Source organism: Sedimenticola hydrogenitrophicus (assembly GCF_029017505.1).
GTDB lineage: Bacteria > Pseudomonadota > Gammaproteobacteria > Chromatiales > Chromatiaceae > Sedimenticola > Sedimenticola hydrogenitrophicus_A.
On the sequence record NZ_JAQGEI010000050.1, the window covers coordinates 1 to 23804 of the forward strand.

Annotated in this window: 13 protein-coding genes and 1 pseudogene; all 14 read left to right on the top strand. The window is 59.6% G+C overall.

The genetic code is table 11. The features are described from left to right. Positions 1–157: 157 nt before the first annotated feature. Entirely contained in the window at positions 158–1201 is a 1044-nt protein-coding gene (gene hypE, locus O9K64_RS21745) for a hydrogenase expression/formation protein HypE (RefSeq protein WP_275100224.1), read from the top strand. A gap of 255 nt (positions 1202–1456) precedes the next feature. Then, positions 1457–3163, top strand: coding sequence for a hydrogenase maturation protein (locus O9K64_RS21750; RefSeq protein WP_275100225.1), 1707 nt, complete (start codon positions 1457–1459; stop codon positions 3161–3163). After that, a complete protein-coding gene (locus O9K64_RS21755) occupies positions 3160–4656 on the top strand; it encodes a sigma-54-dependent transcriptional regulator (RefSeq protein WP_275100226.1) in 1497 nt (498 codons plus the stop codon). Before O9K64_RS21750 ends, O9K64_RS21755 begins: the two co-directional genes overlap by 4 nt. Positions 4657–5050: 394 nt before the next feature. After that, positions 5051–6409, top strand: a complete 1359-nt coding sequence (locus O9K64_RS21760) for an ATP-binding protein (protein ID WP_275100227.1) — start codon at positions 5051–5053, stop codon at positions 6407–6409. A 479-nt stretch (positions 6410–6888) separates the two neighbouring features. Then, complete coding sequence (locus tag O9K64_RS21765; RefSeq protein ID WP_275100228.1) at positions 6889–7893, top strand: HupU protein; 1005 nt, start codon at positions 6889–6891, stop codon at positions 7891–7893. Positions 7894–7897: 4 nt separating this feature from the next. Beyond that, complete coding sequence (locus tag O9K64_RS21770; protein WP_275100229.1) at positions 7898–9349, top strand: nickel-dependent hydrogenase large subunit; 1452 nt, start codon at positions 7898–7900, stop codon at positions 9347–9349. 852 nt (positions 9350–10201) lie between these two features. Then, complete coding sequence (locus O9K64_RS21775) at positions 10202–11038, top strand: Fic family protein (RefSeq protein WP_335342341.1); 837 nt, start codon at positions 10202–10204, stop codon at positions 11036–11038. Then, positions 11005–11297 (top strand): annotated as a pseudogene (locus O9K64_RS21780) (IS4 family transposase); the annotation flags it as partial. The gene O9K64_RS21775 and the pseudogene O9K64_RS21780, both read left to right, overlap by 34 nt. Positions 11298–11390: 93 nt before the next feature. Further along, the gene (locus tag O9K64_RS21785; protein WP_275100231.1) at positions 11391–11741 is read left to right on the top strand and encodes a hypothetical protein; all 351 of its coding nucleotides are present in this window, start codon (positions 11391–11393) and stop codon (positions 11739–11741) included. Next, positions 11728–13461: an HsdM family class I SAM-dependent methyltransferase gene (locus tag O9K64_RS21790; RefSeq protein WP_275100232.1), complete on the top strand. Its 1734-nt coding sequence runs from the start codon at positions 11728–11730 to the stop codon at positions 13459–13461. The genes O9K64_RS21785 and O9K64_RS21790 overlap by 14 nt, the downstream gene beginning before the upstream one ends. Positions 13462–13523: 62 nt before the next feature. Continuing rightward, a complete protein-coding gene (locus O9K64_RS21795) occupies positions 13524–16307 on the top strand; it encodes a hypothetical protein (protein WP_275100233.1) in 2784 nt (927 codons plus the stop codon). Further along, on the top strand, positions 16304–20509 hold the full coding sequence (locus O9K64_RS21800) for a DEAD/DEAH box helicase family protein (RefSeq protein ID WP_275100234.1): 4206 nt from the start codon (positions 16304–16306) through the stop codon (positions 20507–20509). Before O9K64_RS21795 ends, O9K64_RS21800 begins: the two co-directional genes overlap by 4 nt. 1 nt (position 20510) lies before the next feature. Continuing rightward, positions 20511–22736, top strand: a complete 2226-nt coding sequence (locus O9K64_RS21805) for a hypothetical protein (protein WP_275100235.1) — start codon at positions 20511–20513, stop codon at positions 22734–22736. Beyond that, positions 22726–23574, top strand: coding sequence for a phospholipase D-like domain-containing protein (locus O9K64_RS21810; protein WP_275100236.1), 849 nt, complete (start codon positions 22726–22728; stop codon positions 23572–23574). The genes O9K64_RS21805 and O9K64_RS21810 overlap by 11 nt, the downstream gene beginning before the upstream one ends. Positions 23575–23804 lie beyond the last annotated feature (230 nt).

Genomic DNA, 23804 nt, shown 5'->3' on the forward strand with positions numbered 1-23804 from the left:
GTTGCCCCTACGGGAACGTTGAACACCGGGCGGGCGATCCGTTCGTAGGGGCAGGCCCCCGTGCCTGCCCGGGTTGGATGCAACCCGGAGATTAGGGCAACCACAGGGGGTTGCCCCTACGGACCGATGAATTTTTTTGGCAGATGAATCGAAACGCATGAACAAAAAAAGATACACCAGCCGACTGGACCTGAAAAACGGCACCGTCGACATGACCCACGGGGCCGGCGGACGCGCCATGGCGCAGCTGATCGACGAGCTGTTCGTCGGCCGCCTGGACAACGAGCTGCTGCGCCAGGGCAATGACCAGGCGGCCTTCGACGTACCCCGCGGGCGCATGGTGATGAGCGTGGACGGTCACGTGATCTCGCCGCTGTTTTTTCCCGGCGGCGACATCGGCTCGCTGTCGGTGCACGGCACGGTCAACGACGTGGCCATGTCCGGTGCCACACCGCTCTACCTCTCGGCCGGTTTCATCCTGGAGGAGGGCTTCCCGCTGGCGGATCTGAAACGCATCGTCGAGAGCATGGCGGCGGCGGCCAACCTGGCCGGCGTGCCGGTGGTGACCGGCGACACCAAGGTGGTGGAGAAGGGCAAGGGCGACGGCGTCTTCATCACCACCACCGGCATCGGCATGGTGCCCGAGGGGATCAACATCTCCGGCGACCGGGCGCGGCCGGGCGACCGGATCCTGGTCTCCGGCAGCATGGGCGATCACGGCGTCGCCATCATGTCGAAGCGCGAGAACCTGACCTTCGAGACCACCATCGAATCCGACTCCCAGGCGCTGCACGACCTGGTGGCCGCCATGGTGGCGGCGGTGCCGGATATCCACTGCCTGCGCGATCCGACTCGCGGCGGTCTTGCCTCGACCCTGAACGAGCTGGCCCAGCAGTCCGGCGTCGGCATGCAGTTGCGGGAGGAGGATATCCCGGTCAAGCCGGAGGTGCACGCCGCCTGCGAGCTGCTGGGGCTCGATCCGCTCTACGTTGCCAACGAGGGCAAGCTGATCGCCATCTGCGCGGCCGGGGATGCGGACCGGCTGCTGGCGGTGATGCGCGCCCACCCCAAGGGGGCGGAGGCCGCCATCATCGGCGAGGTGATCGAGGACGAGCACAACTTTATCCAGATGGAGACCAGTTTCGGCGGTAGCCGCATCGTCGACTGGCTGGCCGGCGAACAGCTGCCGAGAATTTGCTGAGTGATGAAACGATGAAAGTAACTACTCACCCCCCCGTCATCCCGCATGCCTGCCGACAGCACCCACGGGGAGCCTCATGACCTGTTTTTGGGGTAGGATGCTGGTGAGCTTGCGAACCGCATCATTTGCTCGTCGCCGGGCCGATGCGGTTCGTTTTACTCACCGCATCCTACGGGTTGTAGTTTTGTGGGTGGAGCTCCGCAAAACTGCACTGGATGCCCGCCTGCACGGGCATGACGGGGGGAATAGTTACCAATGAAGATCCTGTTACTGACCCACGCCTTCAACAGCCTCAGCCAGCGGCTGCATATCGAACTGAAGCAACGCGGCCACAGGGTCTCGGTGGAGTTCGATATCAACGACGCGGTGACCGCGCAGGCGGTGGATAAGTTCCAGCCCGAGCTGATCGTGGCACCGTTTCTCAAGCGCGCCATCCCCGAGTCGATCTGGCGCCACCACACCTGCCTGATCGTGCACCCCGGCATCAAGGGCGACCGCGGACCCTCGGCATTGGACTGGGCGATCCTCAACGGCGAGCCGGAGTGGGGCGTCACCGTGCTGCAGGCCAATGCCGAGATGGACGCCGGCGATATCTGGGCCAGTATCAACTTCCCGATGCGCGACGCCAGCAAGGCGAGCCTGTATCGCAACGAGGTGACCGAGGCGGCGCTGCGCGGGGTGCTGCAGGCAGTGGACAATATGGAACAGCCCGGTTTCGTCCCGGAGCCGCTGGACTATGACCGGACCGATGTCAAAGGCCGCCTGCGGCCGCTGATGCAGCAGGCCGACCGGCGCATCGACTGGCAACGCGACGACAGCGCCACCGTGCTGCGCAAGATCCGCAGTGCCGACGGCTTTCCCGGCGTGTGCGACTGGATCTTCGGCCAGGAGGTGATGCTCTACGACGCCCACCCCACCGAGGGGCTTTCCGGCGAGCCGGGCGCGCTGCTCGGTCACAGCGGCCAGGCGATCTGCCGGGCCACCGTGGACGGCGCGGTGTGGATCGGCCACCTGCGCGACAAAAACGGCGCGCACCCGTTCAAGCTGCCGGCCACCCAGGTGCTGCACCATCTGCTGGCCGATCTGCCGGAGATCAATGCGGGCTACAGCGACATCCGTTACGAGGAGCGGGGCCGGGTCGGTTACCTGCACTTCCCGTTCTACAACGGCGCCATGAGTACCGACCAGTGCCAGCGGCTGCGCGAAGCCTACTGCGCGGCGCGCCAGCGCGACACCCGGGTGATCGTGCTGATGGGCGGGCCGGACTTCTGGTCCAACGGCATCCACCTCAATACCATCGAGGCGGCGGAGAGCCCGGCCGACGAGTCCTGGGCCAACATCAACGCCATCAACGACCTGGCGCGCGAGATCATCACCACCGGGAGCCACCTGACCGTCTCCGCCCTGCAGGGCAACGCCGGGGCCGGCGGGGTGTTCCTGGCGCGCGCCGCCGATTATGTCTGGGCGCGCGGCGGCGTGGTACTCAACCCGCACTACAAGGACATGGGCAACCTGTACGGCTCCGAGTACTGGACCTACCTGCTGCCGAAGCGGGTGGGCGCGGAGCGGGCGCGGCTTATCACCCAGGCGCGCCTGCCCATGGGCACCGGGGAGGGGTGCGAGCTGGGGCTGCTGGACGACTATTTCGGCGGTGATAACCGGCAGTTCCTCGACCAACTGCAACAGCGGGCCACGGCCCTGGCCGAGGATGCCGATTTCGATCGCCTGCTGGCGGACAAGGTGGCGACCCGCGAGGCCGACGAGCGCGAAAAACCGCTGGACGAGTATCGCCGCGAGGAGCTGGAGCGGATGAACCTGAATTTCTACGGCTTCGATCCCAGTTACCATGTGGCGCGTTACAACTTCGTCTACAAGGTAGCCAAATCGAGAACCCCGATCACCATTGCCCAACACCGCGACATCACCCGACGCGCGGAGGATGACTGGAGTCAGGCATCATGAACGAACAACCCACCCTGCTGATTGTGGATGACGAGGTACGCGGCCTGGAGGCGCTGGTGCGTATCCTGGAGGACGACTTCGATGTGAAGACCGCCACCAACTCGCGCGACGCGGAGCAGATCCTGGAGCGGGAGTGGGTGCATATCGTGCTCTGTGACCAGCGCATGCCGGAGACCACCGGGGTGGAGTTTCTCACCAAGGTGCGGCGGCAGTGGCCGGATGTGGTGCGCATGATCCTCTCCGGCTATACCGACGCCGAGGACATCATCCAGGGCGTCAACGAGGCGGGCATCTACCAGTACATCACCAAGCCGTGGCATCCCGACAGCCTGCTGCTGACCCTGAAGAACGCCGCCCACCTGTTCGATCTGCAGCGCGAGAACGAGCTGCTCAATATCGAGTTGAAACGCAATCCCGATGTGCTGGAGAAGAAGGTCAGTGACAAACGCCGCCAGCTCAAGCAGCAACATCACAGCGATGACGGCATAGTGCGCTCCGACGGCAGTCCGATGGACAAGGTGTGCGCCAAGGTCAACCGGGTCTCGCCCTTCGACGTGACGGTGTTGCTCTCCGGCGAGTCGGGCACCGGCAAGGAGCTGTGCGCCCGCGCCCTGCATTACAACAGCCTGCGCGGCGACAAGCCGTTCGTGGTGGAGAACTGCGCCGCGCTGCCGGACGAGCTGCTGGAGAGCGAGCTGTTCGGCTACAAGCGCGGCGCCTTCACCGGCGCGGTGGAGGACCGGGCCGGCCTGTTCGAACGCGCCGATGGCGGCACCATCTTCCTCGACGAGATCGGCGAGGTGTCGCCGGCGTTTCAGGTGAAACTGCTGCGGGTGATCCAGGAGGGGGAGATCCGTCCCCTGGGCTGCGCACGCCGGCGCAAGGTGGATGTGCGCATCATCGCCGCCACCAACAAGGACCTGGAGACCGAGGTCCGGGCGCGGCGGTTCCGCCAGGACCTCTATTACCGCCTCTCCACCATCGCCATCCACCTGCCGCCGCTGCGCGATCGAAAGATGGACATCCCGCCCATCGCCCACGCCCTGCTGCAGTCGGCCATGCGCGCGCTCAACAAGCAGGTGGAGGGCTTCACCCACGAGACCCTCGCCTGCATGCAGGCCTATCACTGGCCGGGCAATGTGCGCGAGCTGCAGAACGAGATCCAGCACATGCTGGTGATGAGCAACGAGCCGGTGCTCGGTGCCGACCTGCTGTCACCCCGGGTGCTGCGTGCCGCGCCCCACGAGGACGAGGCGCAGCTCGATCTGCTGGCCACCCTGGACGGTTCGCTGAAGGAGCGGATCGAGTCGATCGAGGCGCGCATCCTGCGCGAGTCGCTGATCCGCCACCGCTGGAACAAGAGCCAGGCGGCACGCGATCTGGGGCTGTCGCGGGTCGGCCTGCGCAGCAAGCTGGAGCGCTACGGCCTGGAACAGACCAACGGCGAGGATGTGCTGTGCAATGAGGACGTCGAGAGTGAAGCCGGTCTCTGATTCAGTCCGTGGAACAGCCGTGGTACGCGGCAGGAATCCAGCTGGATGTAGGGTGGATAAGCCGGTAGGCGCATCCACCAATGCCACGGTGGATGCGCTGTCGCTTATCCACCCTACGGAGCTGCGTAGTTTTGTAGGGTGGGTTAGGCGCGCTCTGCGCAGCGGGTGGCCGTTTGCATGGAACCTTGCGCGCGCCGTAACCCACCGTTTGGCGGTGGCGGAGTTGGTGGGTTACGCGGCGCCCGGGTTTTATCGTGGCCAGGGTAGGGTGGGCACGCTTTTTGTGCCCACGCGGGTGCAATGGATGCCAACGTGGGCACACAAGGCGTGCCCACCCTACGAAACTCAAATCAGCAGGGAAGCAAGCGCAGCATGATTGCAGGGAGTGAGTACCATGGTGACTGATCAAGGCGTCAAGGGCGCCGGCAGCCTGATGTCCCGGCTGGGATCGGACGAGCAGATGCCGCTGGCCAGTAGCAGCGAAGAGGCGTGGATCGAGGTGATCCAGAAGATGGATCAGGTGTACGCCGACCTGGTGCGTTACCAGGTGGAGCTGGAAGAGAAGAACAGCGCCCTGGAAGAGGCACAGCGCTTCATCGAGAGCGTGCAGGCGGCGATGACCGACGTGCTCATCGTGTGCGATATCCGCGGCCGCATCCAGCAGGCCAACACCGCCCTGGAACGGATCACCGGGCGCCGCGAGGAGGAGCTGCTGAACCGCTCGTTCAAGGAGCTGTTCGGCGAGTCCTCGCAGTCCCTGGTGGACGGATTTGCCGACAAGATCCGCTCCGAGACCGTGTACGACTGCGAGGTCAACCTGATCCGGGCGGACGGCACGCCGACCCCCCTGGCGATGAACTGCAGCTCCCGCTACGACCCGAATGGGCGCCTGGTGGGCATGGTGCTGATCGGCCGACCGGTGGGTGAGCTGCGGCGCGCCTACGAGGAGCTGAACGCCACGCACAAGGAGCTGAAACAGGCCCAGGAGCAGCTGGTCCACTCGGAGAAGATGGCCTCCCTGGGGCGCCTGGTGGCGGGCGTGGCCCATGAACTGAACAACCCGATCAGTTTCGTGTTCGGCAACATGCACGCCCTGAAACGCTACGGCGAGCGCATCACCCGCTATCTGGAGGCGATCCACCAGGGAACCGATGACGAGACGCGCGAGGCGCTGCGCAAACAGCTCAAGATCGACCACATCCTGGCGGATATCGGCTCGCTGATCGACGGTACCCTGGAGGGGGCCGAGCGGGTCAGCGATATCGTGCTGGACCTGCGCCGTTTCTCCGGCAATCAGCAGGAGGATATCCAGCCCTTCATGCTGGCCCCGGTGGTGACCACCGCGGTGGACTGGGTGGTGAAGGCGGCGCGGCGCAAGCCCGACGTGACCCTGGAGCTTCCGGAAGGCCTGGAGGCGGTGGGCATCAAGGGACTGGTGCACCAGATCCTGGTCAACCTGGTGCAGAACGCCATCGACGTGATGGACGACCAGGACGAGCCGCGCCTGGTGATCCGCGGCTGGCGCGACTGGGACCAGGTGCGGATCGAGGTGCGGGACTTCGGGCCAGGTATCCCCAAGCAGGACTTGATGCGGGTGTTCGATCCCTTCTTCACCACCAAGGACGTGGGCAAGGGGACCGGCCTGGGACTCTATATCAGCTACGGCCTGGCCAACGACCAGGGCGGTTCGCTGCTGGCCTCCAACCACCCGGACGGCGGCGCCATGTTCACCCTGACCCTGCGGGCGGCCTGAGTGGTGGACAGGGGACGGAGTGTAGGATGGGTGGAGGCGCATAACCTCCGTTTTTTGAGGTTCCTAGCGGTCAGGGTGCGCCGTAACCCATCTTCGGATGAGGTCGAGCGATGGTTGAAGTGCCGGGAGGGTTCCGCTGGACCGATTGATGGGTTACGTCGTTCCTCCTCCACCCATCCTACGCCCTCGATAAATTTTGACTCCGACCCGAATGGCATTTACTTACGTCAATTACCACCGTCATCCCGGCGCAGGCCGGAGGAGTGGTGCAGGGATGCACCGTTTACGGACCAAAGGATGGCTCCAGACTGCTTAATGGGGTGTTCCTGGATTCCGGCCTGCGCCGGAATGACGTAAATCCTGCAATTCACTTTAAATAACGACAGCGTAGGGTGGATAAGCCGACAGGCGCATCCACCGGAATCAACAGCCAGCACAGGTGTTTTGACAATGAGCACTTTCACACGAAGGAGCAGCCGATGAACAAACAGACCGGTTTCAACGTGCTCTGGCTGCAGTCTGGCGGTTGCGGCGGCTGCAGCCTGTCGCTGCTGAATGCCGAATCGCCCAGCCTGCTGCACACCCTGGAAGACGCCGGCATCAACCTGCTGTGGCACCCGATGCTGAGCGAGGAGACCGGCTCCGAGATGGTCGCGCTGCTGGAGGCGGCGGTGGCCGGCACGGTGCGGCTCGACGCCCTCTGTATCGAGGGCGCCATCCTGCGCGGCCCCCGGGACAGCGGGCGCTTCCACATCATGGCCGGCACCGGGCGCCCCATGCTCGACTGGGTGCGGGATCTGGCGGGCGTGGCCCGCTACACCCTGGGTATCGGCACCGGCGCCAGCTACGGCGGCATCACCGCCGGCGGCGGCAATCCCACCGACGCCTGCGGCCTGCAGTTCGCCGAGACCGAGCGCGGTGGCGCGCTGGGCGAGGAGTACCGCGCCACCAGCGGCCTGCCGGTGATCAACGTGGCCGGTTGTCCCACCCATCCCAACTGGATCACCGAGACCCTGATGCAGCTGGCCCTGGGTGATTTCACCGAGGACGACATGGACGAGTGGCAGCGCCCCCGGGGCTATGCCGACCACCTGGTGCATCACGGCTGTCCGCGCAACGAGTTCTACGAGTTCAAGGCGAGTGCCGAGGGGCCGTCCCAGCTCGGTTGCATGATGGAGCACATGGGCTGTCTCGGCACCCAGGCCCACGCCGACTGCAACACCCGGCTGTGGAACGGCGAGGGCTCCTGCCTGCGTGGCGGCTACGCCTGCATCAACTGCACCGCGCCCGGCTTCCAGGAGCCGGGGCACCGCTTCCAGGAGACGCCGAAGATCGCCGGCATCCCCATCGGCCTGCCGTCGGACATGCCCAAGGCGTGGTTCGTGGCGCTGGCCTCGCTCTCCAAGGCCGCCACCCCGAAACGGCTGCGCCAGAACGCGGTCGCCGACCATATCATCGTTCCACCCCATACCAGGAAGAAGTGAGTAGATGAGTAGAACCATAGTCGGACCCTTCAACCGGGTCGAAGGCGACCTGGAGGTACAGATCGAGATCGCCCAGGGCGAAGTGAAGGAGGCCTGGGTGGTCTCCCCCATGTACCGCGGCTTCGAGCAGATCCTGCATGGCAAGGACCCGCGCGATGCGCTGATCTACACCCCGCGCATCTGCGGCATCTGCTCGGTCTCCCAGTCCATCGCCTCGGCCGAGGCGCTGGCCCGGGCGGCCGGGGTGGAACGTCCGCGCAACGGCGAGCTGGCACTGAACCTGATCCACGCCTGCGAGAACCTGGCCGATCACTTCACCCACTTCTACCTCTTCTTCATGCCCGACTTCGCCCGCGAGATCTATCGCGACGAGCCCTGGTTCGAGCCGGTGCAGAGCCGTTTCAAGGCGGTAAAGGGCCGGGCCGCCGGGGACGTGATGCAGGCGCGCGCCGAGTTCATGCACCTGATGGGCATCATGGCCGGCAAGTGGCCGCATACCCTGGGCATCCAGCCCGGCGGCAGCACGCGCGGCATCGAGGCCAAGGAGAAGGTGCGGCTGCTCACCATCCTCGGCGGCTTCCGGCGCTTTCTGGAACAGCGCCTGTTCGGCGCGCCGCTGGAGCAGATCCTGGAGATCGCCAATCAACAACAACTGGACGACTGGCTGGCGGCCGGCGATCCGGCAGAGAGCGACTTCCGCCGCCTGCTGCAGCTGTCCCGGGACCTGCAACTGGACCAGCTGGGCAAGACCGGCGGCCGCTTCATGAGTTACGGCGTCTACTCTCTGGAGGGCGAGCGTACCTTCCGCTCCGGTGTCTGGTACCAGGGCAAGCGCAAGACGCTGAATGCGGATCGCATCACCGAGGATATCAGCCACAGCTGGATGGAGGGGCAGGCCGAGCCGCAGCACCCCTACCACGGCGTCACCCTGCCGGACGCCGACGCCAAGGCCGGCTACACCTGGTGCAAGGCGCCGCGCCTGGACGGCGAGGTGGTGGAGGTGGGCGCGCTGGCCCGTCAGCTGATCGACGGCCAGTCGCTGGTCAACGACCTGGTGACCCGCAGCGGCAGCAACGTGCGCAACCGGGTGATCGCCCGCCTGCTGGAACTGCCCCGGGTGCTGATCGAGATGGAGCAGTGGGTGCGCATGCTGCAACCAAAAGAACCCTTCTGCAATGACAGTGGCGTGAAAAAGGAGTCCCAAGGCTTCGGCCTCACCGAGGCGGCGCGCGGCAGCCTCGGCCACTGGGTGCGAATCAAAAACGGCCGCATCCTCAACTACCAGATCGTCGCCCCCACCACCTGGAACTTCTCACCCCGCGACCGCCACGGTGTCTCCGGCCCGCTGGAACAGGCGCTGATCGGCGCCCCGGTCCGTGAGGGCGAAAAGGAACCGGTGGCGGTGCAGCACATCGTGCGGTCGTTTGATCCCTGCATGGTTTGCACGGTGCATTGATCCGCAACCATCCGGGCAATTGTAGGAGCGGTGCCCCGCCGCGAAATCGGCCCGGGGGCGGGCCTCCTACAGGGTGCAATGCTTGACTCGTTCCCACGCTCCGCGTGGGAATGCATACCACGCTAAAACTGCCCGGGGTAGGGTGCCGGTGAGGCACGAACCGCACCAACTCCTACCGCGAAGAGCGGTACATGGGGGCACCGTTTACGGACCTGACTCGTTCCCACGTTCCGCGTGGGAATGCATACCACGCTATAACAGCGTGAGCACAAAAAAACGTGCCCATCCTACGTGCCTTCACAGGCACATTTCTTGAAACAACGGCAGGCATTTTCGTAGGGTGGATAAGCCGGTAGGCGCATCCACCACATCTACTGGTATTAACGCTACGCCATGGGTATGCTAAGTGGACAAAAATCAAGACATGGTTAAATAGTAAAGATACTTAACTAGTTGATATTAAACTAATAAAAGTAATTTTACGGGCGGACATTTTTAAGGACTTTTTGCGTGGCGGGGGATAACCAATTCCAGCTAAGGATCGAAACCGACCGGTTTGGTCCCTTCACCTTTCAGCTCGGCGTGGACAGGCCTCGTCTGGACAGTCTGCTGCTGCGCGTCGACGATGCCCACAAGCGCTTCAAAGCCGCGCCTCTATCCCGGGTGGCGAGCCGCCTGGCGAAAGAGGTGGTGGTTAGCAGTATCTACGGCACCAATTCCATTGAAGGTGGCACCCTTTCCGTCGAGGAGACGGAACAGGCTCTGGATCTCACGCCGGCCCAGGTGAGGGATATAGAACAACGCCGCGCCATTAATCTTAAAAATGCTTATGAACTGGCTCAACGAGCGGCCGTGCAACCAGGCTGGCAGCTCGATATAGCGTTCATCAGACAGATCCATACCGCCGTTACCGATCAGCTTCCCCACGAACACAACCGGCCGGGACTGCTTAGGGATAATCCCAAGCGGATAACCACCCGTGTGGGCAGCCAGGAGCATGGAGGGATATACAGGCCACCACAGTATGGAAAAGATGTGGAGCGGCTGCTCAATGGTCTGGTTGAGTGGCATCAGCAATTGGTGGAGCACGGGGTCCCCGTACTGATCCGCGCACCGCTGGTGCATCTCTATTACGAACTGATTCACCCCTTCTGGGACGGAAATGGCCGCGTAGGCCGGGTGCTGGAAGCGACCTTGCTCCAGGCGGAGGGCTACAAATATGCCCCCTTTGCCCAAGCCCGCTACTACCTGGAACATATCCACGCCTACTTCACCCTGTTCAATGCAACCCGCAAACAGGCGGAGAAAAACACTGAAGCTCCCAATACCGATTTTGTCGCCTTTTTCCTGGAAGGGATGCTGGTCAGCATCAATGCCCTGCATGATCGGGTCAATGCCCTGATCGCCCAGATCCTGTTTGAAAACGAAGTAAAGCGCCTGCATGACGAAAAAGCGATCAACGCCAGACAATATGCTATCGCCAGCCAAATCATGGCGGCAGGTAAGCCGGTGTCACTGTCGGACCTGAGAAAAGCACCCTGGTATCAAGCGCTTTACGTCAAACTGACAGATAAAACCAGGCAGCGTGATTTAAAAGGATTGCGGGAGTTAGGTATCGTGATGCAGGATGACACTAATGAGCTTTGGTCTGGGCCGAACTGTTCTTCAAGCGGATCAAACAGAACTTGAAGACCTTAAGTTTCCTCAAGACCTTAAGTTTCCTCGGGTCTCAAAAAATGCCGTCATGACCCAAATCTGGGTTGCCCTGTGCATCTATCTGCTGCTTGCTTGTCTCAAGTTTGTCAGCCAGATCGGCCGTAGCGTTCAGCCAATGCTTTGGTTGTTACAGCCCACTTTGTTCGAGTGGCGTGACCTCCTGGCCTTGCTGCAAGGGAATCCACTGGAACCCAAGGCTTCAACGCTTCGGACAAGGCTGCAATTCTCATGAAAGGTTATGGGAGAGCATTGTGTCAACCAACATGTATTTATACAAAATTCTCGTTGTGATAGTATCCTACAGCTAGGAATGTTGGGAGGGGGCATGGAAGAAAAAGAAAAAGAAGTTAGTAAAGGCATCGACGGCTTGTTGACGGCCGCATGCTGGCAGGTACAGGATGCTGGCGCTACCATTCACGTTGACAATCTCGTGGGAATCGTGCGCGAAGAGTTCGGTAAATCCAGCGAATTCACGAATTATATCACCTACTACTATATGACGTGCGAAACGCCGGAACGGCAGCGTTCCACTTTTTTCATTTGCCGCCCCCGGTGGATAAAGAGATGGTGTTTGCAAAAAGGCGCCTCTGGATACCGAACAAGGCACAACGCCAAGGCTATAGACAAAGCACTGCAGATTACGTTAAATCAATGTACCCCTTATGGCCGCTCTTAAGAAGACATGCTTCCAGCGATGCGTCCGCGGCCTGAGAAAGACGCTGCACGAACACCAAGTCACTCCTCAAGCCGTCATTGGCGCTGCGTTAGCCAGTTGGTGCTCGGCGTCGTTTCCTGGATTGCCCCGATCAAGATTGCCGGCGCCTGATACCCTGCGTAATGCCCCCGCTGTGGTGGACTTCGTCGACTTCATCAAGTCCGGCGAGCTCTTGGAGTCGACGTACTGGTTTGCTTCCGCATATGCACAACTAGCCGGGGACGAGTGTCGTAAGAAACTAGCGATGTTCTTCACGCCGCCGTCGCTGACCAAGCGGCTACTGGATGATTTGGCCGTAACCGGGATTGACTTTTCCGATCGCAACTTTTGTGACCCCGCGTGCGGAGGAGCAGCATTCCTTGCGCCCATTGCAATGCGAATGCGCGATGCGCTGCGCGGTAAAGGTGCTACGCATGCGCAGGTGCTCGAGCACGTCCAGGCACATCTGCTGGGCATCGACAAGGACGAGACGCTGTGCAATCTGTCAAGGCACTTCCTGCTTATGGCGTTGCACGATGAAGTTGTGGCAGTTGGCGTAGTGCCGCAGTTCCAGGTGACCCTGGGTGATTCACTACTTATGGTACCGATCCTCGCAGGCACTCTAGACGTCGTAGTCTGCAACCCTCCGTTCCGCAAGATGTCGTCAGTCGAGGTGGAATCATATTTCAACGAGTTTTCCGACATTATCGCAGGACAGCCGAATCTCTATACCCTTTTCATCATGCTATGTGTGAAATTGCTAGTGCCCGGCGGCACCTGTGCCCTGGTGACGCCCACGAGTTTCTTGTCGGGGCAGTATTTCTCGAAGTTACGCACCTTTCTGATGACACAAACCAAGGTTATCAGCATAGGCATGGTAAGCGACCGCCAGGGTGTTTTTATCGATGTCGAGCAAGAGACCGCGCTGACCCTTGCGCGCCGTGAAGACAATGGGCATGCCCTCTCAACAGTCGCTGAGGTTAGTGTGGTTTCGAGAGATGGCAACTACGTCGACGTTGGAAAGTGCTCGTTGCCTAACTCTGGTGCAGCTTGGCCAATCCCGCGAGCGGAAAGCGACGTCGCATTGTTGCGTAGTGCCGCGACAGCGCAAGCCCGCCTTGCTGATTACGGCTACACAGTTCGAATTGGTGGCTTCGTGTGGAATCGCGACACTCGCCCCACCTACCCGTCGGCTAGGAGCGCTGCCCAAGCAAAGGGGGAAGCGGCTGTTCCGCTGCTGTGGTCCAGTGACATCGCAGCAGATGGAAGCCTGCGATTTGACGGCCTGCCTAAGCCCAATAAGGAGCACTGCTTCGTGAACCTGGGCTCCAAGTCACACCAGTCAGTAGTCCGGCGTCCCAGTGTATTACTGCAGCGCGTGACGTCGAACGAACAGCCGAAGCGACTGGTTGCGGCAGCAGTTCCAAAAGTCATACTAGACACCTATGGTGGATTCGTTGGAGAGAACCACACGGTCATTCTTGAGCAGGTCGTATCAGAGCCGGCGCTGTCTCCAAAGCAACTCGCACAGTTACTGGGAACCCCTACTGTGGAAAGGTACTTCCGCTGCATCTCGGGCGCAACCAATGTTTCAATCTTCGAGCTCAACCAACTGCGCTTGCCAGACCCTAACCGACTGAAGATGCACCTAACGCAGGGTCTTGATATCGCCGAAGCAGCAAGAAAAGCCTTGTCTGACTAGTAGCAATCGTATTGTTGCGAATCGACTTCTCCGAGGAGAAATTCCGTAAATCAGGAAAAACTATGGCATCGAGAAAACGGCTAAAGGACTTGCAAGAGGCAGAGCAAAAGCGACGAGAAGCTGCGGCACGAATTGTGAACCGTAAGCCACGTTACGTGCAAGCCAAACCGGCTAGCGCACACAAAACACACAAGCCTGTGTCCGAAAGTAAGGAAACGCCGCCCACACCAGCTGTGGTCCCGCGTGTCCAGGATTCATTGATTTCCATATTTCGCGATGACGAGCCGAAACCAAGTGCTCCGTCCAGCGCGCTCGTCGGGTTGGCAGACTTGTACCTGCACGCGGCAGAACACCGCACACGTCATATCGCACTTGTGTGGCCGGCTACCCTGAAGTCGCTGACGCTTGTGCATGTGCTGGCCACATTGGCACGGTGGCATGAAGGGGATAAGCATGGCGTTCGAGGGCTACTGTTTCCTGTTAAAACCAATGTGTTCCATTCGCTGAACCACATTCACTTCGACCGAGCTGCAGTGTTGCGCATTGCGAACGAGTTGGTAGAGGTCATCCCAAACAGCCGGGTGAAGCGCTCCTTTCCCGACAAGGACGCTTTCCTGTACTCACTTAGCGAGCACAACCTGACAGCAGTCGAAGGCGAGCCCTTCAATCCGACCATTGGCGAGTTGCTGCCCCACTTCTTGTCTACACCAAATTCCACCGAATGGAAACCATGTACGGATCAGCTGCTCGCACTCATCCGTGCTAAGCTTGTAAGGCGGGTTCAGGCCAAGGCACTAAGGGAACTGAGCTGCACCATCATCGGCGATCCCAGTACGGCTCCAGATGCTCTTTTCGCTCTTGACGGCCGAATGACGGAAGAAGAACTCCGTCGTGCGGTGGGGGCGCTTGCCGAATTCACGCCACCCGAGGTGGTATTGGTCTCAGCCACCCGGGCGGTGCGTTTCGAGGCTCGCGGCTGGAGGGGGGCGATTGCGCGGTTTTGCATGATGATTGAGGAAGTTTTTCACCCGAAGCCTCCGGGCATCGTCATTGTTACAGACGAGCCCCATGTTGCCTACAGTCTGAAAAACGAGCTCTGGAAGCGCAACGATAAGCGCGAGCCAGGGCGACGCTGGCAAACACCGCACGAGTTCAAGGTCTGCGGCTTCCCGAGCACGACTACATCTGATGGGCTATCGCCGGCGGGAGTGCCCGAGACGTTGCACCCGCTGCCCAGGGAGTTCGACGTTTATATCGTGGATGCTGACGTTGCCAAGGTAGCCCGCAGTCTGATGCGGATTGTCAACGCAGCCCATGGTAAGGAAGCAGCCAAACCCCTTACGGATGCTGCAGCCTACTTGTCGCGCATCGCTGCCCTACCATGTGGAGTGCGGTACCTGTCCGAATACCTGGCTGGGGAGGATGTATCAGAACGCACGCGTACTGCCTTTGACTGGCCCACGCACATCGCTGCCATTTACGATCTTGACCGCAGTGTAGGCGTCGGCGAAAACCGTCCCGCCTTGATGGAGTGCGTTGAGGAGGGCTCTCGGCTCTTTGAGAACTACTATGAGGCGACGCCATTTGCCCACAAGCTGGCCGAACTCGTGGCAAAAGCAGCCACATGCAAGAGATGCCAAGTCGCAATTGTGTTTACGAGTGCATTGTACCGGCGACTAGCCGAGCGCTTCCTGGCTGAGTACGACCAATACCCCGCGGACACAAACTTTAATACTTTCAGGGACCGCGTCCATCTCATCACCGCTGCGCATCTCAAGGAGTACCTGAGTGGGATTGAAGGCTCGAACCTTGTATTTGCTGGCCTTAACGAAGACTCTCTGCGCCTGCTTCTCACGGATGACCGCGTGCCTGCCCACACGGTTGTCCTGCTCACGCAACGAGCGGGCCAGTTCCTGCGAGCGTCGATCAAGCCTATCGTCGAGAACTTTCCAGAGTTCAGGTCTTTCAAGCCGCGGATGGAGTCCATTCTTCGTCAGCTGAGGGACCTCCCAGACAATTCATCGGTACTTTCCACTGGTGATTACGTTTTACCCACATTTCGCATCGAGCTGTCCTCAGACATCTCGGCGGATGGCAACGATATTGACCCCGATTCATGGGGCATCCGCCTGGACAATGGAGTTACACAGTACCGGCGCGACAGCTGCGAGATCTATGTCTACGATCCAGCATCGCAGTACTCATCCGACCGGGGATTCAGAACCTGTCAGGTTAAGTCGCTGGAAGTAGGTGACAAGCTCTTCGTCATGTCAGCCGAACTACGCGAAATGGTCGAACAGGCTTTGAGCGACGCTGGCGTGCACATCCAGTCTGATAAAACGTTTGAGGCGGCGCTGCGGAGCTATCACGAGCAGGTTCAAAAACGCCTGGATGAACGGTTTCCCGACGGAACACTTTCCGATAAGGTCAGGGCGCTGCATGAGGAAATGCTTGCGGTTGATCCCAGAATAGAGACGAACCTACCCAAAGAACAGGCGATGCGCCACTGGATCGATCTGGGTGAGTCACCAAACACACCCTTTGAAAAGTTGCGGCCACAGGCACCACTGCGCGAGGCGACCTTCAAAGCCTTTGCTCAGGTTCTGGGATTCTCGTCTCTGGAAGCCGCATACCTGTGGCAGCGCGTGATCATGGCCGTGCGTAATTCGCGGCGGATTGATGGGCGCCACGTCTCGGATATCTACGCTTACATGCTTTTGCAGCCAGAGTCGGCCATGTCCCATTCCAACATCAAGCGGCAGACACTGATGCAGCTGTTCGATAAGGCCATTGAGAGTGTGGTCACGGTCGAGTGGGTCGGCCCTTCCAGGGGGGCGAAAACATGAGCCAACTCGTCCTTCGCGTCGACCCTGCAGCTATTCCTTCGACGCTAAAGGAGGCCGTCGTCGACAGCGTACTGAACCTAACATATGCGCAAATAAGCGGTCAGGGCCGTACTGGGCAGTACTTATTCGGAGCGCGCCCGCGGACGCTGCTTAACTCCGGTTTTTTGCTGCCGCAGCGTAGCCCATCTGGCGATGACGAGGTGACATCACCCATCTGGGTGTCGTCTCACGGATTACAGTTGCAGCTTAACTCCGTCTCGCCATCGGTGATCACGATTCAGCCTCGACTTTCCCTTTATCTGCGTGTGCTGCCCAGCGAAGAGGACCTTACGCGTCCTAACTGCAGGCCCGTCTTCATGCTGCGCCAAGCGGTGGTCGACGAACTCAAGGCTGAGCGAAACAAGCGCCTTGATGAAGAGTGGGAAAAGGTCAAGGGCTCGTATACCTCAAAGTGGAAGCATCCTGGTTGGGGGGAAATTCGCAAGAATGTCGTCGATGAGGTGTATGCTGCCAAGGGCATCCCGAGGCATTTACTGACATCTGACCTGCCGCAAGAATCTACGGAAGCAGAAACGGAAGTAGAGGCCGAAGTGGACACAGCAGGTGAGACTGTGAAAGAAGCAGTTGCAGCCTCGGCTGCTGGAGCACTCCCTGTTAAGGACGAGCACTTCGAACCCCTAGTAGTTCCCCACAAGTGGATGAGGCTGGAGGTCGAACTACCGGCACTCGAACTGGATACCGCCAAGCTCAGTGACCAACTTCAACGCGACATAGACAACCATGCTGCACGCATGAATGCGACCATCGCCAAAAGATTAGATGAGTGGGCTAGTAGCGATGATCCTGAAACAGGAGGTAAGGTTTGGGGGTATCGCCGCCAGCTTACAATTCCAGCCAGCCAATACCTAAATTGGACGGATTTCCTCGACAGAGTGCGCAAGTCCAACTTGCTGCTAGCAATTCCTGACATTAATCTTGGCTGGGAAATACAGCTGAATACCGACTGGCTGGATAGCTCGAAGCGGAACATGTTCATCGCACTGGAAAACATCAGCCAAATGCCACACAAACATGTGGACGAAACTGAAGAGTCCGTCTTCCTGGTCTCATTGCGTGTGCAGTTACCTGCAGCGCTTCACCACCCGCTGAAGCTCGAGCGCATCGAGCCTTCATATCGATTCAACAAGTACTTGGCCTATCCGGCGATGGGTCACAACTGCGGGGTTGTTCGCATTCAGACTCAGCCCGGGCTACGAGTGCTGGAGACGACGTGGACGCCGCGCTACACCCAGCCGCGCATCGTACCGACCAGCGCCAACAGTGTGCAACGGAAAGTGCGGCTGTTTGCGCAGCTTGATGGCCTTGATAGCCTAGGGTCACTCGTGCCCGCCATGCAGGCGTGGCTGGATGCACTGCCTGGACATGTGAACCTGGCGGAGGGGCTTGATCCATCTGACAGTGAAGGCATCGTGCGCGAAACTGATGCCTTCCATCTTGACCGCGCCAGGTGGGCAACGGAGATGAACTCAGTCGCGGCTGGGCTAGAGTGCTTGCAAAAGTCCAAGGTGGCCTGGCAAGAACGAGGCCCGCAGTCTAACCCAATGGCTGTCGTCTACGAAGCTTGGCTCGCCATGAACGAAGCGATGGCGGATTTCATGCAGTCGCGCTTTAAGCACGACGATAGCGAGTGGCGCCTATTCCAGTTGGCTTTCATCATCGCCAACGTCCCTGCTCTAGCCTCCCGCATCCCTGAGTTCAGCCACTTCTACGACGAGCGCCGCGATGACGCAGTGACTCTCCTGTACTTTGCCACCGGTGGCGGCAAGTCCGAAGCTTTTTTCGGCCTACTTGTTTTCAACTTGATGCTCGATCGCCTGCGCGGTAAGCACCGCGGGATAACGGCGCTGATTCGCTACCCACTTCGTCTGCTTACGATTCAGCAAGCACAGCGGTGCGCACGCGTTCTCGCGCACGCTGAGCGTGTGCGCCGACGGTATGGTTATGTAGGAGGCAGCTTGTCTATCGGCTTTTGGGTAGGCAGCGGTGGCTCGCCGAACCGCCACAGCGCTAAGGGCGTCAAGAGTATTCCGCAAGTCTCGACTGCTCCTCCCCGGCCGGCAGATGAGAAGGCATTGCGCCAGGATGACGCAAAGTATTCTGCCGCGCTACGCGCTTGGCGCAAGCTACCCAAGTGCCCGTTCTGCCAAAAAGAGACTGCGCTACGCCTGTTTGTTGAGCACGGCAACCAGACGCTTGGACATGTCTGTACCGACATTAAGTGCGATTCTAATCAGGATCAGTGGAACCCGCTGCCTTTCTACATAGTCGACGAAGACATCTATGACCTAGCGCCGTCCGTGTTGCTTGGCACGGTCGACAAGCTAGCGCTTATAGGGCACTCCGGTCGGACCATCCGGCGTATCTACGGCATGTTCGGAGCCGCTCCATGGGTTAATCCCGCGAATGGACGGCTCTACATCCCCGACAAAAAGGAGCTTACAGTAGGTCCAACGGGAAAAGGCATGGAAGGCGTGTATCCCGCCTACAAGTCGGGGCTGCAAATCTTTCATGACCCCTTCCCTAGCCTCATCATTCAAGACGAAGCACACCTGCTCGATGAGTCTCTGGGTACCTTTGCAGGTCTGTTCGAATCGACGCTCGATGCCGTCTTTGCTCACCTGGCCAAGCCGTTGCACGAACTCATCGCAGTTGACCCGCAGGGGCGGAGACGTCGCGCCAAGGTTATCGCCGCTTCGGCGACGGTCTCCGACCCAGAGCGGCAGCTTGAGCATCTGTACCAGCGCTCTATTCCTGCGACTCAATTCCCAGAGCCGGGGCCTTCTCTGTACGAGTCCTTCTACGCAAAACCTGCAGAGGCGGCAGCCGAAGAGACGGATCGCCGAGCCAACCCCGACGTGGAGGTGGCCAGCTGCCAGGCGCGCGTGTACACGGCATTCATGACCAACGGCAAGCCCCACACCTCGACCAGTGTGGCGGTCCTTTCTGGGTTTCACTTCACCATCACGCGGCTGTTTGACGGACTCATGAGTGGCGATGCACAGCAATTTGAGGCAGTGCGTCAACAATTAGCCGACCATGTATCGTTAGGGCCGCTGCAGGCGCTGCACAGACAAGCACTGCTCGGGGCAGATGTCTCCGCACTGGCAACTCTCATCGACCTACACCGGATCGCGTTGACCTACGTTACCAACAAGAAGGGTGGTGACCAAATCATGGCCGCCGAGACCGAAGAAACACGTAAGCGCCACCTGAATGAAGGCATCGAGTTGGAAGGGCTGGATACCCGTCTCATTACCGGCTCGGTGGAGCAGGGCGAGATTCAGGCGGTCGTGGACACAGCGCAACTACGCGTGGACGCGGGACAGCCCTTGCCGCCCATCCGTGAGCAGTTGCGCTCCGTCATCGCTACGTCGGCCATCTCGCACGGCGTGGACGTTGATGAGTTCAATTCGATGTTCTTCGCAGGTATGCCATCGGACATCGCGGAGTACATTCAGGCCTCGTCGCGTGTCGGGCGCATGCATATTGGTTTCATCGTGCTGCTGCCTACACCGCAGCGCCGTCGCGACCGCCATATTGTCCACATTTTTGATATTTTTCACCGCTTCTTGGAACGCATGGTTCAGCCTGCGGCCATTGATCGTTGGGCTGAGCGCGCCATCGATCGAGTGTTCCCAAGTCTTTTCCAGGCGTACTTGCTGGGTGTAGTCCCTAGTCGTGAACTGCTGTGCCTGCCCAAAGACGAGAAGGGCAAAACCCCGGACTTTAGCTTCATCCCGAACGTGCGGCGCGAACTTTCCACCAGAGGCGATGCGTTCATAGATGAAATCGACCGATTCGTTGAACTGGCGGTAGGTCTGCACGGTGAGTTTGCGCCTGAAGGCAAGGAGCATTACAGCCGGCGAATCGACCAGCGAACGCGGAGCCTCATAGTGGATACTTGGAGCAGCCCGGTCTGGGGCAGTGGCACGATGGATGGATATTTCAAGGGCCAGACGAACCTTATGCTCAAGCCGATGACCTCGCTACGAGACGTCGATCAGGGAGGGATCATCCAAGCATCTTCGCGAGATGCGGAAGGGCACAGGCAGTCACCCAGCGAAGTGCAGTTGGTGATGGATTTGGTTCGCCATGGGGTTGCTGACAACGACGGCATGGACAACGCGCAGACGGGAGACTGACATGGCAAAAAAGGGAGTCTTCCTCGCGTTGGACGAGAACGAGAAGACACTGAGCGCGCCGACGATGGCGCGCTCACGCAGCCAATTGGGTTCTGCATACGCTCCCGGGGCATTCTTCACCTTCGAGGGCGGTCTTGGCGCTTGTATATCGATCCCTGACTTGTCGGCAACAGTCGACGATGCGCCCATCAGACCGGAGACCAAAGCGCAAGTCATCCTTCGCCTGCAGGAGGTCTGGCAGAGCTGGTTTGCTCGCGCCTATGCGGCGGGTACCACTACCCGTCAAGTCGATCCGCGGCAATGCCTCGATGAGGCTTTGCTCAAGGGAGCTACCGTCGTCCCGCTGGGAGGCGACCGTCTTGCATTTTTGAGTCCGCTTCGGATGAGCTACGCGCCAGCTCCTCTGACTTTTGTATGTAACAAGTGCCGGCTGTTCCGCCGATTCAAGTCGGCCTCCGACTTGGCGAGAAACATCGGCAATCTGCGCAAGTCAAAATGCACATCACCGGACGCCAAGGGGCCATGCCAATGGCGTCAGGTCGATGTCATTTTTGTACACTGGTCAGGCGATTGGATGTCGGCTACACCTGGGCGATGGGAGTGGAGCAGCCGCACGAACGAGGCGTGGCTTCCCGGTGAGGAATGTACGGTATGCGGAGGTAAAGATTTCAAACTCAATACCGACTCACCTCGAATAGGTCAATGGCACTTCTACTGCGCCAACCCGACTTGCGGCCACAAAGGTAGCAACGAGTGGCGCCAGAACGACCGCTTTACAACGGATATCTTTCGGGACCACGCTGGTTCGCGAATTGGTGAACGCCGCATGGAACCCATCTCATACCGGGCGTCATCAGCGTACTACGCGCAAGCCGAGCAGTTCGTGCTCTTTCCGGAAACAGAGCAACAGCTCATCACCCTTTTGGAGCCGCAAAGGAATGAGGAACTGGCTGCATTCATCGGAACAAAGTTTCGGTTCAGTGGTGCAGATCTCACGCTCGAAGAGATGAAGGAGGCGCTGTTAGCGGCCGGCAAGGAAAACGAATGGGAGTCCTACGAGAGTATTCTCCGCATGCGCGGGTTCGCGGAACACAGCGGTGACACGGAAGGGCTCAAACTCATGGAGGGCGAACTCAAGAAACTGGTCACACGCTGGACCACGAGCGAACCTCCCTTGGTGCGGCCCAGGGTCGACCTGCCCCCTGCAGTGATGGATCAGCTAACAATTCGAAGCAACTACACCAGTCGATTTGACCCGTTTGTCTTGAGTGTCGAACATGAGGCTCTCAATCGTGGCAAGCTTTCGGCTGCACCAGATGGCGGCCGTGCTCGGTTCGTGCGCTTTAACCACCTAGACAACGACCTGGCACCGAAGGACGCTATGGCCAAGGCCTTACAAGAGGCGGAAACCCAGCAACTGATGAACAAACTCGGGCTGGGCGACCTGGGATTAATTCGTGAGTTCGACCTGTGCCGCTTTACGCACGGCTACACTCGCGTGTCGGCAATTCCCACCTTGGAAAAGCGTGGGCAGAATATGCCGGTTCGACTACGCCTGTTTGAACCTCTGAGCAACGGCAAGCGCCCCATCTATGTCATCACCCAAGCTAACGAGGCTTTGTATGTGCGGTTGAACCCAGATGCCGTGTACGCGTGGCTACAGACGGTTGGTGTACTCGATCTGCCAGCGTGGGATTCAAGCGAATCTGTTCTATTCGGCGGGCAGCTGTTGCAAGTAGCGCAGCCGTTTGGACGGTACTTTTCCTTGCTCAAGGAGGGCGATGCGTCTACCTATCGCTACGTCTACACACTGCTGCACACCTACGCGCATGTGCTCATGAAGAACGTTGCGGAGCTATCCGGCCTAGACTTGGGCTCGATGGGTGAGTACATTTTTCCACTGGACCTGGCGTTTGTCGTGTATCGAAACGGCACAACGATGGACCTCGGTAACCTGTCTTCCCTGTGGCGCAATGAGAACAACCGCTTCCTGTCGCGGCTGTTGGAAGCATCCACACACCGCTGCAACTCTGGACGGCTTTGCGATAGTGCCGGTGGTGCATGCCCGGACTGCATCATGATTCCGGAGACTGCATGTATCGCGCAGAACCAGCTATTATCGCGTGCTGTGCTCAAGGGTGGGTCGGCACCACGTGAGGATGCGACCCATAAAGGACAGCGCATTCGCGGCTTCCTCGAGGTGGTCAACGAACATCATGATGGCTGACTTGCCCACCGCCTTCGACGCCCTTGCACCTCTTTGTGAGGTGAGTGCGCCTCTGTGTGAAGTAGCTGGTATGGGCGCGCTTGACTTGCCTCTTGAGCTCAGAACTATTTGCACGCGCATCGGAGTGCCGCAGGCACGAGCGGGCGATGTCGAACGGGCACTTATCGCCGGTCGATCAGTTGGAGTGTTCTCCAAGGCTACTGCACTGAACTGGCATGTGCGGGAGAAGTCCATCGCTGCGCAGTTGGCCCCTCTCTTGCGTGGTGCGCATCTCTACCGCAGCAGGGTTCACCGCGATGACGACCTCGTCGAAGTTGTGCTGACCAAGCCACCAGCGCCAAGTCAAGTGTCTCTACAACTCGAAAATATGCTCTCCGGTAGTTGGAGGCTGCGGGACACGAAGCAATTGCTGCCCTCAATTGCGGAGGCGGCGCGCATGTCATTCACCGTCATGACCCCATACCTTGATGAGGTCGGGGCGGCTATTGTACTCAACCTGTTCGAGCAGGCCGATGTGCGGGATAGGTGCCTCATCCTGCGTGCGACCCCCGATGGACAGGCGCCACCAGGTCTTGCAGGCGTACGGTCAGAACTACATCAACTCGGTGTGATGGTGTTGAACTTTCGTCTTGATCGGCCTGGCTACTCGGGTAACGAGACTTTTCATGCCAAAGTTGTTCTTGCGGATGATGCCTCAGCCTACATTGGCTCTTCAAACATGCATAAGTGGTCGTTTGAGTACTCGCTCGAGCTAGGCTTGCACGTGCGCGGCCGTGCTGCAGCACGCATAGCTGATATCCTGCTGGCTGTGCGGGCGGTTTCAGGTCGGATTCCGTAGCGCGGATGGATGGAGGAGGAACTTCGAAACCCATTACCCCATCGATAACATTTGTAAGGAAACCGATGAAACCAATAACGGGACATATATGGATGCCCGGCATGTGTCAAGACAAATCCTGCCCGTGCTGGTATCCACGATAGCCAACCTCTTGTGTATATCACTGGAGTCCTTGTCGAATGATGAAAACGGTCGTGCTGACATATATCCGGTCTACTCACCAATAATGG

Excerpts from the sequence above, each read along its gene's own strand:
- hypE (WP_275100224.1), top strand. The coding sequence starts at position 158 with ATGAACAAAAAAAGATACACCAGCCGACTGGACCTGAAAAACGGCACC.
- O9K64_RS21750 (WP_275100225.1), top strand. The coding sequence starts at position 1,457 with ATGAAGATCCTGTTACTGACCCACGCCTTCAACAGCCTCAGCCAGCGG.
- O9K64_RS21755 (WP_275100226.1), top strand. The coding sequence starts at position 3,160 with ATGAACGAACAACCCACCCTGCTGATTGTGGATGACGAGGTACGCGGC.
- O9K64_RS21760 (WP_275100227.1), top strand. The coding sequence starts at position 5,051 with ATGGTGACTGATCAAGGCGTCAAGGGCGCCGGCAGCCTGATGTCCCGG.
- O9K64_RS21765 (WP_275100228.1), top strand. The coding sequence starts at position 6,889 with ATGAACAAACAGACCGGTTTCAACGTGCTCTGGCTGCAGTCTGGCGGT.
- O9K64_RS21770 (WP_275100229.1), top strand. The coding sequence starts at position 7,898 with ATGAGTAGAACCATAGTCGGACCCTTCAACCGGGTCGAAGGCGACCTG.
- O9K64_RS21785 (WP_275100231.1), top strand. The coding sequence starts at position 11,391 with ATGGAAGAAAAAGAAAAAGAAGTTAGTAAAGGCATCGACGGCTTGTTG.
- O9K64_RS21790 (WP_275100232.1), top strand. The coding sequence starts at position 11,728 with ATGGCCGCTCTTAAGAAGACATGCTTCCAGCGATGCGTCCGCGGCCTG.
- O9K64_RS21795 (WP_275100233.1), top strand. The coding sequence starts at position 13,524 with ATGGCATCGAGAAAACGGCTAAAGGACTTGCAAGAGGCAGAGCAAAAG.
- O9K64_RS21800 (WP_275100234.1), top strand. The coding sequence starts at position 16,304 with ATGAGCCAACTCGTCCTTCGCGTCGACCCTGCAGCTATTCCTTCGACG.
- O9K64_RS21805 (WP_275100235.1), top strand. The coding sequence starts at position 20,511 with ATGGCAAAAAAGGGAGTCTTCCTCGCGTTGGACGAGAACGAGAAGACA.
- O9K64_RS21810 (WP_275100236.1), top strand. The coding sequence starts at position 22,726 with ATGATGGCTGACTTGCCCACCGCCTTCGACGCCCTTGCACCTCTTTGT.